This is a genomic window from Bacillus sp. EB01 (assembly GCF_000613125.1).
Classification (GTDB): Bacteria; Bacillota; Bacilli; order Bacillales; family Cytobacillaceae; genus Bacillus_D.
In genome coordinates this window covers 1,325,138-1,337,368 of sequence record NZ_HG964497.1, presented here as the reverse complement: position 1 = coordinate 1,337,368, position 12,231 = coordinate 1,325,138, and the positions used below count along the sequence as shown (strand labels likewise).

Annotated in this window: 9 protein-coding genes; all 9 read right to left on the bottom strand. The window is 45.2% G+C overall.

Annotated features, from left to right (window positions below):
* Positions 1–32: 32 nt before the first annotated feature.
* On the bottom strand, positions 33–1,004 hold the full coding sequence (argF, locus tag TY16_RS06040) for an ornithine carbamoyltransferase (RefSeq protein ID WP_081772899.1): 972 nt from the start codon (positions 1,002–1,004) through the stop codon (positions 33–35).
* A gap of 21 nt (positions 1,005–1,025) precedes the next feature.
* Complete coding sequence (carB, locus tag TY16_RS06035) at positions 1,026–4,250, bottom strand: carbamoyl-phosphate synthase (glutamine-hydrolyzing) large subunit (RefSeq protein ID WP_043930906.1); 3,225 nt, start codon at positions 4,248–4,250, stop codon at positions 1,026–1,028.
* On the bottom strand, positions 4,237–5,319 hold the full coding sequence (locus TY16_RS06030) for a carbamoyl phosphate synthase small subunit (RefSeq protein WP_043930905.1): 1,083 nt from the start codon (positions 5,317–5,319) through the stop codon (positions 4,237–4,239). Before TY16_RS06030 ends, carB begins: the two co-directional genes overlap by 14 nt.
* Positions 5,320–5,350: 31 nt before the next feature.
* Complete coding sequence (locus tag TY16_RS06025; RefSeq protein WP_043930904.1) at positions 5,351–6,544, bottom strand: acetylornithine transaminase; 1,194 nt, start codon at positions 6,542–6,544, stop codon at positions 5,351–5,353.
* On the bottom strand, positions 6,531–7,340 hold the full coding sequence (gene argB, locus TY16_RS06020) for an acetylglutamate kinase (protein WP_043930902.1): 810 nt from the start codon (positions 7,338–7,340) through the stop codon (positions 6,531–6,533). The genes TY16_RS06025 and argB overlap by 14 nt, the downstream gene beginning before the upstream one ends.
* A 274-nt stretch (positions 7,341–7,614) precedes the next feature.
* Entirely contained in the window at positions 7,615–8,832 is a 1,218-nt protein-coding gene (gene argJ / locus TY16_RS06015) for a bifunctional ornithine acetyltransferase/N-acetylglutamate synthase (protein WP_043934542.1), read from the bottom strand.
* 253 nt (positions 8,833–9,085) lie between these two features.
* Positions 9,086–10,123, bottom strand: a complete 1,038-nt coding sequence (gene argC / locus TY16_RS06010; RefSeq protein ID WP_231505568.1) for an N-acetyl-gamma-glutamyl-phosphate reductase — start codon at positions 10,121–10,123, stop codon at positions 9,086–9,088.
* A gap of 307 nt (positions 10,124–10,430) precedes the next feature.
* Positions 10,431–11,387: a glycerophosphodiester phosphodiesterase family protein gene (locus TY16_RS06005; protein ID WP_043930900.1), complete on the bottom strand. Its 957-nt coding sequence runs from the start codon at positions 11,385–11,387 to the stop codon at positions 10,431–10,433.
* Positions 11,388–11,433: 46 nt separating this feature from the next.
* Positions 11,434–11,994, bottom strand: a complete 561-nt coding sequence (locus TY16_RS06000; protein ID WP_043930898.1) for a GNAT family N-acetyltransferase — start codon at positions 11,992–11,994, stop codon at positions 11,434–11,436.
* Positions 11,995–12,231 lie beyond the last annotated feature (237 nt).

The window sequence follows — 12,231 nt, the reverse complement described above, 5'->3', positions numbered from 1 at the left end:
ATCTTAAATAAGGGACCTAAAGTAAGACGGGTTTAATCTTCCATCAACGCTTTCAGGATCGCTTTCTGGGCATGAAGCCTGTTCTCGGCTTCATCAAACACAACCGAATGCGGACCGTCAATGATACCCGCGCTTACTTCCTCACCACGATGTGCCGGCAAGCAGTGCAGGAACAAAAAATCGTTTTTGGCTAATGAACAGAGCTCTTCATTCACCTGGAAGGAGGAAAACGCGGCAAGCCTTTCTTCCGCCTCGCCTTCCATTCCCATACTGGCCCAAACATCTGTGACAACAACATCTGCACCGCTAATTGCTTCAGATGGGTCATTTGTTAAGATGATACTGCTGCCAGTCCCCTTAGCATCCTTTTTTGCCTGGGACACTATTGCCTGATTGGGCTCATATCCTTTAGGGCTTGCGATGCTGACATTCATGCCTACCTTAACTGCCCCTTCAAGAAGTGAATGAGCCATATTGTTATTTCCATCTCCTACATAACAAAGCTTGAGCCCTTTCAATTTCCCTTTATGCTCTAGAATTGTAAGGAGGTCAGCCAGCACCTGGGCTGGATGATGCAGGGTTGTTAACCCATTAATGACAGGAACGGTGGAAGCGGAGGCAAATTCTTCTATGCGTTCATCGCCAAACGTCCTGATCATAATTCCGTCTACATACCTGGACAATACCTTTGCAGTATCGGCAATCGTTTCACCGCGGCCAAGCTGGATATCTTTTGTGCTTAGGAAAATTGCATGGCCGCCAAGCTGGAGCATCCCGACTTCGAAGGACACTCTTGTCCGGGTGGACGATTTTTCAAAAATCATCCCAAGTACTTTTCCATTTAAATAAGGCTGCGGCTTCCCTTGTTTTTGGGATTTTTTCAATTGAACTGCCGTTTCAAGAAGCCAGTAAATCTCTTCAGTTGTAAAATCGGCAAGCTTCAAAAAGTGTCTTCCTTTTAAAGTGGGCACGATGGCTTTACCTTGCCCTATTGCTTTTATCATGTGTGAAACCCCTCCTAGCAGTTAGTTGGCGATTATTTCATCCTTTAAAACATGGAGGTCCTGAATTGTTCGGACAGCAGCACCTGAAGCTTCCTGTTTTAATTTGATGAACGAGACCAACGTATCAATATGTGTAAAACAAGGAAGGTTATAGCGAACTGCAAGCTGCCTTAATATAAAGCCGAATGTCCCCGGCCTGCGTCCCTGTGTCGGAATATTGACAACCATATCTATCTTTCCTTCCCGGAAAAATTGTTCAAGGCTAGTAACATCCGAGGAAAACGAATTTGCGTGAACCCCATTTTCATTCAGAAACTGCGCAGTACCTTCGGTGGCCAAAATGGCCGCACCTTTTTCGCAGAGATCCCGCATCGCATAAAGGATTTCTCCTTTATCTCGATCCGGCACTGAGCAAAGAACTGTTTTCCCTTCCATATCGATAGAACGTCCTCCATGTTTGAACGCCTTGGATAATGCCTCGGAAAAGGTTAGTCCGAGCCCCAATGCCTCACCAGTTGACTTCATTTCCGGCCCAAGTACCGGGTCGACTCCTTTTAGCTTACCATTTGAGAAGACAGGGGCTTTTACCGTAAAATATGGCGGTTCGTCAAGCAGGCCACACTCGGAATGAATCTCGGATAATGGCAGTCCCAGCTGAACCTGAGCTGCCCATTCAATCAAAGGTATTCCAGTTACTTTACTGATTATCGGCACGGTTCTTGATGCCCTTGGATTGACTTCAAGCACAAAGACTGTACCCTCATGGATGACGAATTGGATATTCATGATCCCAACGACCGGAAGTGATTTGGCTATTTGCGTTGCATACTCAACCATAGTCTGTTTCAATACCGAATCGATAGCTATAGGCGGGAAAACTGAAAGGCTATCGCCAGAATGCACACCTGCTTTTTCAAGATGTTCAAAAATTCCCGGAACTAAGATCGATTGGCCGTCTGAAATGATATCCATTTCACATTCCATGCCCGGAAGGAACCGATCAACGAGAAGCGGCCACATTTGTGAATCCGTTTCATCAAGGGTCGCCAAATAACTTTCCAGATCTTCTTCACGGTAAAAAGTGAACATTGACTGCCCTCCGATTACATATGAAGGCCGGACAAGAACCGGGTAGCCTATTCCCTCAGCCGCTTGAAGGGCGTCCCTGACATGACTGGCTATTTTCCCATCAATGTGAGGGATATTGAGCTCCTTAAGCAGTTTGTAGAATTCATCGCGATCTTCTAGACGATCGATACTGGTGACATCAGTTCCAAGAATGTTGATCCCGGCTGCCTCTAAATCCTTGGCAAGATTGATCGCTGTTTGGCCTCCAAATTGGAGCATAACTCCTTCAACTGCTTCTTTTTCAATCACATTCATGATGTCTTCAAAAGCAAGAGGCTCAAAATATAGGCGATCAGCAACAGAATAGTCGGTGCTGACTGTTTCAGGATTATTATTGATGACAATCGCTTTATATCCTTGTTTTTTTAAAGCCAAGGCAGCATGAACCGAACAATAATCGAATTCAATGCCCTGCCCGATTCGGATTGGGCCGGAACCTATGACGGCCACTTTCTTCCCTTCTCCTACTCCAGCCTCGTCGCCTCCAGCCCAAGTTGAATAATAGTAAGGAGTTACCGCGTCAAATTCAGCGGAGCAAGTATCAACCATCTTATAACCTGGTGAGATACCGAGTTCTTTCCACTTTTTCCTCACTTCTGTTTCTGCAATTCCAAAAGTGGCGGCAATAAATCTGTCGGATAGATTGATTCGTTTAGCCTCTTTTAAGAGCCTGGCTGAGATTGTATCCCATTTAAAGAACGAAAGCTCTTTTTCCACTTCGACAATTGCCTCGAGTTTGTGCAGAAACCATAAATCAATCTGCGTCAGACCATGAATCGTTTCCACAGTCACTCCCCGATGCAAGGCTTCTGATATAGCAAAAAGCCGCATGTCATTAGGTGTTATGATAAGCTGTTCAAGCTCGGCCTGCGCCAGATTAGCAAACATCCCTGTCTTTAAACCCCATGCCTTTATTTCCAGTGAACGGATTGCCTTATTCAGTGCACCCTCAAAGCTCCGGTCTATCGCCATCACTTCACCTGTTGCCTTCATTTGCGTGCCTAGGGTTCGATCCGCTTCAGGGAATTTATCAAACGGAAAACGCGGCAGTTTTACAACCAGGTAATCAATTGCTGGCTCAAAGGAGGCAAACGTATTCCCGGTAATCGGGTTAAGGATTTCATCAAGGTGATAGCCTACCGAGCACTTGGCCGCAATCCTGGCAATTGGATACCCGGTCGCTTTCGACGCCAAAGCTGAAGACCTGCTGACCCTTGGATTCACCTCGATGATGAAATAATCATTGGACTTTGGATGGAGGGCAAATTGAATATTACAGCCTCCAATTACACCGAGCTCGCGGATGACTTTAATCGAAGCGTCCCTTAATAGCTGATATTGCACATCGTTCAATGTCTGTGAAGGAGCGACAACGATTGAATCACCGGTATGGACCCCGACGGGATCAAAGTTTTCCATGTTGCATACAATAATGCACGTATCGTTGGCATCGCGCATCACTTCGTACTCAATTTCCTTCCAGCCTTTAATGCTTCGTTCAACGAGCACCTGGTTGATCGGACTTGCGGCAAGACCTTTTTTCAGGACACCTTCAAGTTCATCTTCCGTCTCGGCAAATCCCCCGCCGTCCCCTCCCAATGTATAAGCAGGGCGGATAATCACTGGAAGTCCAATCTTTTTCGCAAACGCAATTCCTTCATCCACACTATGGATGATTTCTGATTCCGGAACGGGCTCACCGATTGAAAGCATAAGGCTCCGGAATCGTTCGCGGTCTTCCCCGTTCTTGATTGATTCTACTGATGTCCCCAGTAATTCCACATTGTATTTCTGTAGAATTCCCTGCTCATAGAGTTGAACAGCAAGATTCAATCCTGTCTGTCCGCCAAGGGTACCTATGATTCCATCCGGTTTTTCTTTTTGGATGATTTGTTCAAGTGTTTCCACGGTTAGCGGTTCAATATATACTTTGTCTGCGACTGTTTGATCTGTCATAATTGTTGCCGGGTTATTATTGACAAGAACAACTTCGATTCCCTCTTCCTTAAGGGCTATGCACGCCTGGGTGCCGGCATAATCAAATTCAGCTGCCTGGCCGATGACGATTGGACCCGACCCAATCACCATGACCTTTCTTAAATGGCTATGAAATGGCATAACGGGTTTCCCCCATACTTTTCAGGCTGCCGACAAAGTCTTCAAGAATATGAAGGGTATCACGTGGTCCAGGATGAGCCTCCGGATGGAATTGGACAGTCGCAATTGAAAACTTTAGATGCTGCAAACCTTCGATTGATTGGTCATTCACATTCCGGTACGTAACCTCAAATTCATTTTGGTCAACCGTACCATCGACGACCACGTAGCCATGATTTTGTGACGTGATTTTTACTTTTCCAGTGGAAAGCTCTTTAACCGGGTGATTCGCCCCCCTGTGCCCATATGGCAATTTCTCTGTTTTTGCCCCGAATGCTAAAGCGATTAGCTGGTGGCCGAGACATATGCCCAGTGTTGGATAAGCGGTGGCGATTTTTTTAATTTCTGGGAAAAGCTCTTTAAGTTCCATTGGATCACCAGGGCCATTGCTTAATAAAACTGCATCTGGTGATAATTGCTTTATCTCTTCTAGCTTCGTTTTGTAAGGTACGATTGTGACCGTACAATTTCGCCCGAGTAGGAAGTTCAGGATTGATTTTTTAAAACCGTAATCTATTAAGACGACGTGTGGTCCGTTTTTCTTATAAGTCAGCTGCTGTTTTACAGAAACCTTTTCAACCCAGCCTGAAATAGTTTGTTTGCATTCCAGCTCCGCCCATGATGCCTTCCTGTTGGATATGACTCCTTTTACAGTTCCTACCCCGCGGATTTTTTTGACAAGTGCCCTTGTATCAACACCGGCAAGCCCTGGCACACCGGCTTGCTCAAGTTTTTCCGAAAACCCGCTGATAGACTGAAAATGACTTGGGGTTTCACAGGCGTCACTGATGATAACACCTGCCAGTGAAGGCGTGATACTTTCATCATCAAGATCATTTACTCCATAATTTCCAATTGCCGGATAGCAGAACGTGATAATTTGCCCTGCATATGAGGGGTCCGAGATAATTTCCTGATAGCCGGTCATCCCGGTGTTGAAAACAACTTCCCCGCTGGAACCCTTGAATTTGCCTATTAGGAATCCTTCAAAGATGTCGCCGGTTTCCAGAATGAGAAATCCCTTTTCCAAACAAACCACTCCTTCATCAAAAAAGCTTTATCTATTCATACATATTGGTTAACACTTTATCCAGAGCCCCAAGAAAGCTGGTTGCTTCTTCGTTTGTTGCCGTCAGGGGCGGGAGGATCCGTACAACATTTGGACCTGCTGTCAAAAGCAGGACATGCTCATCCATTGCTGCTTTGACAATATCCAAAGCACTTCCGTTAACCTCCAGGCCTTTTAACAGACCAATCCCCCTTACCTTTTTAATGGAAGGGTGCTTTTCCTGAAGCTTTGCGAGGCCATCATCCAAAAGAGCGGACAGCTTGCTGGCATCTTCAAGGATATTTTCCGACAGGATAGTTGTGACAGTAGCAAGTCCTGCCACTGCAGCGAGCGGATTGCCCCCGAATGTGCTTCCATGGCTTCCTGGCTCAAAGCCTTTTGCTGCTTCACGGGTAGCAATCATAGCCCCGATTGGAAACCCTGAACCAAGTCCTTTTGCAAGCGACATGATGTCTGGTTTAATTCCATATTGCTCATATGCAAATAATGTTCCAGTACGGCCTATTCCAGTCTGGACCTCGTCTATGATAAGCAGGATTCCTTTTTCCTTGCAGATTTCCTCAAGTTTCCTGACCCATTCAAGATTTGCCGGGACAACCCCGCCCTCACCCTGTACAAGCTCCAGGAGGACAGCACATGCATTGCTTGCGGCTATTTCCTGCAATGCTGACCCGTCATTGTATTCCAGATAGCGGAAACCTTCCAGAAGCGGGTGGAACCCATCATGAATTTTATCCTGGCCAGTTGCAGCCATCGCCCCCATTGTCCTTCCATGAAAGGATTGTTTGAAGGTAATGATTTCCGCCGTGCTGCTGCCACTTATTTTCCTGGCATATCTCCTTGCCAGCTTGATTGCAGCTTCATTTGCTTCAGCGCCACTATTGCAAAAGAACACATAATCTCCAAAACTATTTTTCACAAGCAGGGAGGCTAGCTCCTCCTGTGGCGGAATATGATAAAGATTTGAACAATGCCAAAGCTTTTCTAGCTGCTGCTCAAGGGCTGTTTTTACAGAGTCTGGGGCATGGCCCAGGTTACAGACAGCTATACCCGATGTAAAATCGAGATACTGATTTCCGTCTGTATCCCAGACGTTACTTCCCTTCCCTTTTACAAGGGCAAGCGGAAACCTTCCGTATGTCTGCAAAATCGCCGATTCTTCTAACGCCGCGCTATTGATTCCCATGGACAGCCTCCTTTTCAAGAACGATTTTCGTACCGGCTTTCCCTCCGCTGCAATAAGAAAGAAGGCTGCCAGGTTCAAGACCACTGATGATTGCGGTTTCCCCGACACCCGCTAACAAAGCATGGAGTGCTGAACGGACCTTCGGGATCATTCCGCCCCATATTTGGCCGGAAGCAATCATTTCATCTATGTCCCTATTTGTTGCGGTATCCAATTTGGACTTTTCACCGCCTTTATCGATTAAAATCCCAGGAATATCACTAATAAAACAAAGCCTTCCGCCTAATGCTGCTGCTATCGCTGCCGCTGCGGTGTCACCATTTATGTTGTATCGCTGTCCCTGCAGGTCGGCCCCGATTGGAGAAATGACCGGGATATATCCGCCTTCGATTAGGTGTACAATGACCGAAGTGTTCACATTGGCCACATCTCCCACAAATCCAAGCGAGCTTGAAGTGCTGGCCGGTTCTGCTGTTAATAAACCGCCATCAGTACCGCTGATCCCAATCGCCTTTCCTTCTGCAAGGGCTATTTTTCTAACAATCTGCTTATTCGCAATCCCGCTTAATGCCATTTCAACAACATCAAGCACCTCATTGGTTGTTACCCTCAGACCTCCGATAAACCGGGTTTCGATGTTAAGCTTTTCAAGCATCGAGGTAATCAACGGTCCGCCGCCATGGACGATAATTGGTGCCCATTGGCCTGAATTGGCAAGTGTCACTATGTTTTCAAACAATGCCGGGGGCATTTTTTCCATGATGCTGCCGCCGCATTTTATCACCACGTATTCCATTCTTTTCACCTGCCTAATTTTCGCATCCTAATAGATTGGAATAATCATTAGAGTCATTGGATACATTTCCTTGCTTCAAAAGTATTAAAATGCTTCCAATAAAGGTTCTTGGCTACATTTTGGCTATTCTAAAGCATTGAAATGTTTCCAATAGAGATTCTTGGCTGCATTTTCTCATTTCTAGAGCACCGAAATGTCGCCAATAGAGATTCAAAGGCTAGAATTTCACGTTGCCCCTACGGAACTCGCATACACTCATGATGGATTTACTGCATTACGTCCGGTACGAAGCATTAATTTTGATATAGTCATAGGTTAGATCGCAGCCCCAGGCGGAGGCATGCGCGTCACCCTGTTTTAAGTCAATAAAGATAACAACTTCTTCACCCGACAGGTAAACTTTTGCCTCTTCCTCTGAGAATGGGAGCGGAAGCCCCTTGGAAAAGACAGAAAACGGACCGATGGTTACTTCCACGTCTTCAGGGATTACAGGGATGCCGCTATAGCCGATTGCCGCTACAATCCTTCCCCAATTGGCGTCTTCCCCGTAAATCGCAGTTTTTACTAGATTAGAAGAAATCACAGCTTTCCCAACTGCTCTCGCTGCCTCTAAACTCTGTGCACCGGAAACCCGGACCTCAATGAGTTTTGTCGCTCCTTCTCCGTCCCTGGCGATTTGTTTTGCTAGTCCTTCACAAACGGTCTTGAATGCCGAACTAAATTCCTGCCAGTCCGGGTGGCTTTCGTTCAGCACCTCGTTCCCGGCTAACCCATTTGCAAGGGCAAGCACCATATCATTCGTGCTTGAATCACCATCAACTGTAATCATGTTAAAGGTTTGGTTGGTTGATTCCTTTAATGCCGAGAGCAAGGCTGGCTGTTCAATATTTGCATCCGTTGTAATAAAAGCAAGCATGGTGGCCATATTCGGATGAATCATTCCCGAACCCTTCGCTGCTCCTGAAATGGTTATAAGTCTTCCGTCCACCTCAACTTGAGCAAACGCACTCTTTATACATGTGTCCGTTGTTAAAATAGCCTTTTGGAAATTTACCGGGCCTTGATTTTCCGGATTAAGTATCTTATCAATTCCATTCCGTATGCATTCCATCCGAAGCAGTTCACCAATTACACCTGTAGAGGTTACTGCGACCAGATGGTCATGGATGCCAAGTTTCTTTGCAAATTGGCTCTGCATTTCATAAGCATCCTCTATCCCCTGTTTGCCGGTACAGGCATTTGCGTTACCGGAGTTAACGAGCAACGCCTGGATTTTCCCCTCAACCTCCAGGCTCTTTTGAGTTACAACAAGCGGCGCAGCTTGAAAGCTATTCACCGTATACACGCCAGCAGCTGTTGCCGGGATATCGGAGGCGATATAACCAAGGTCTTCCTTCTTTCTTTTCAAGCCGCAATGCATTCCCCCGGCTTTAAAGCCCTTGGGCAATATAAAAATGTCCCTTTCCTCCTGGTTGATCTTTTCTCCCGACATTGCCTGCACGTATTATTCCTCCCTCACTTGTTCTCCTGTCCTTTATTCAGGACGACTGTACAATAAATTTTGCCACTAAGGCCGTTAAGAACTGCTGTTGACGACTCTACGGATTTACTTTTTCTCGCAGGGTCGGCAAGAACTGCTTTTGATGACTCTCCGGATCTATTATTTCCTCGAAGGCTTATCAACTGGTATTAAACGAATCTTCAATCAATTTTCTCCGCAGGATAGTCACCGCTGTATTGCTGTATTATGGATATTGAGGGATATCGTATAGACCCGTCCGGATATCCCAGCCATTCATTAAATTCGCATTTTGGATTGCCTGACCGGCTGCACCCTTCATCAAATTATCAATGACAGAAACAATCGTAAGCCGCCCGGTCCTTTTATCAGAGAAAAGACCGATATCGCAAAAGTTGCTGCCATAAACTTCTTTTGTTGCCGGCAAGCTTCCTTCATCCCTGATTCGGACAAAGGGATTGTTTTTATAAAATTCACGGTAAAGTCCAATGATTTCTTTTGTAGAAATAGCTTGTGATAAATTCACATAAATCGTTGCCATAATTCCCCTGGTCATCGGTGCTAAATGGGCGGTAAACGTAACTTTAATTTCCCTTCCAGATTGCTCGGATAGAATTTGCTCAATTTCCGGGATATGCTGATGAGTGCCTAATTTGTAAGCTCTCATATTCTCATTGACCTCAGAGAAATGAGTTCCAAGCGAGGCACCGCGCCCGGCACCTGAGACGCCTGATTTTGCATCAATAATTATTGAACCCGTATCTGCGAACCCTGTCTTTATAACAGGCAGCAGGCCCAGCAGGGAAGCGGTTGGATAACAGCCCGGATTCGCTACAATTCGGGCATTTTTGATTTCTTCGGAATATAGCTCGGTTAATCCATATACAGCTTCGGCAATCACTTCCGGATCTGCCGGGATGTGTTTATACCATTCCTCGTACTGTTCCGGGGACTTTAACCTTAAATCCCCAGATAAGTCGATACATTTAGTTCCATTTTCGATTAATTGGGGAACGAGTGATTTGCTGATTCCTGATGGAACCGCCAAGAATGCGATATCTGCGGACTCACTTATTTTCTTCGCATCAAAGCTTTCCATCGTAACATCCAGCAACTCTCCTGTGTGGGGAAATACACTGCTAATGTCAGTTCCTCCGCGTGAACTCGAAATGACTGGCCCCAATTCAAGCTTAGGATGTTTATCTATCAGCCTCATCAATTCGATAGCACTATATCCCGTGCCCCCGATAACTGCTGTTCTCACTGCATTCCCTCCCTTATATTGAATCATTATAATTATAGATTAATATTTATGCAACCCGTCTTTTAAAAATATTTCTGTTTTTTTAAAAAAATAGTAAAAGCGCCTAGAATAATCTATCTTTTCATTTTCAACCTTTCATTCTCCATGCATACCAATGTATAATTATTGAAAGGTGCAATAAAAAGCCCCAGCTGCTGGAATCCGCTGAGGCAATTTTATCTTTATTTACTTTTGGAAAAGCATCTCTATCAAGGTTTTCAATTGTTAACAGCGACACTGACCGCCAACTCACAAACTGCTAAAAGCACTACTCACTGACTCTATCAATCCGGTTTGTCCAAACCCATCCAGAATACCCTTTCGGCAATCGTTTTATATCCTCTTTAGTGTCAAACCCTTCTGAAAAACCTCCATCTCCCGCGACTAAAACTACCCTTGTTCCTGCACTATCCATCCTGGAACTAAATTTTCCCGGCCAACCCCAGATAACGGGTGCAATTTTCTCGGGTATATGAAGCTGGGTGTTCTTGCATGCATCCGGAATAAATCCAGTCCAGCCAATCGCTATATACGGAAGGAGGCAGCTTTTTAGGGTAGCCTTCGACATCGCCCGCACCTCTGGAAGCTCTTTTAACAGCGATGCGATAGGTTCGTCTCCGCCGTATACCGATATATGCTCCAATCTACTTACAGTACGCAAATATTCAGCCAGCATTTTCCCCTCATTAGGATCATTGCTTTTAATATGAAGTAATAACTCCTTGTCCGGAAACTCTAACAGCACCTCCTCAAGAGAAGGCATTAGTCCGACCCCTTTCCCACGGAAAGGATACGTCTTTCCATTATCGGCGGTATACCCATAACCAATATCAAGGGCCTTCAGATCTTCCATTGTATGGTCTCGTGTAATTCCGGTCCCATTCGTTCTGCAGTCTAGAGTCCAATCATGGAATACAGTAAACTTTCCGTCCTTTGTCGGATGGATATCAAGCTCGACTATATCGGCTCCTGCCGCGAATGCTGCCTCCATTGAAGGCAGTGTGTTTTCTAAATACGGATGTTCAGGTGGATAAATCCGCTCGGCCGTACATGTTTCATTGGTAATCCCGTCCATCGGGAAGGTTTGTGCCAAGCCTCGATGAGCCAGGAGCTTGGGGTCTGCCTTGCTTTTGGAAAAATAAGAAGTGTTATTCAGGAACATAAATAAGACAAGGATAATGAGGGCTATTATTGCGCGTTTCCACTTCCTTTTCAGGATTTCCATCTCCTTTTAAAAAGCATTGCCCAAATGGACAATGCCCCGAAAATTATCAAATGGTGGTTTTTGCAAAAATGCATGTGGAAGAGAGATTTCCCACTACATCAATACTATCATTTTTCAAGATACCTTCCAGTTGGAAACCGAGCCTTTCCGGAATCTTTCTGCTTTTTTCATTTCTCGAGTCACAGCGGATTTCAACCCGTTTTGCGCCAAGTTCATTGAATGCAAAATTTGCAATCCCTTTTGCAGCCTCTGTCATAAAGCCCTTTCCACTAAATCTGCTGTCTATCCAATAACCTATTTCAAATTTAGGGACCTCCCAGTTAATGCGATGGAGACCGGATGAAGCAATCAATTCACCGGTGCTCTTATTAAATACAAGCAGCCTTAAGTCTTCCCTCATTAAAAACTTCGTATGTGATTCCCTGATGTTCGCTTCAACGTCGTCCTCACTTTGGTTGGCATGTGCCCAGGGCATCCATGGTTTCAGCTCTTCAAGCGAGGCCTGGATGGCCTGGTATACGGCTTTGCCATCCCCTGGTTTCGGCAGTCTGATTAAAAGTCTATCTGTTTCAAATTCTGAAGGAAATTCCAGTAAAATTGGATTCATATCTCTGCCCCCTTTTATCTTTTTATGTAACCAACAGCCCCCCTATTAAAAATGTCTACTATTTTCCTGTTCAAATACTGGAAGGAACGAAACTTCCACTTCGACTGATGATTTTCGCTCTTTCTATTTTTGTTACCATTCCAAGAGTCAGCCGTCTCTAACTCAATCTAAAAAAAACTGCTTTTAATCCAAAGTTTACATCATGATTGCACAGTAGTCCATGTGATAAGATATTTT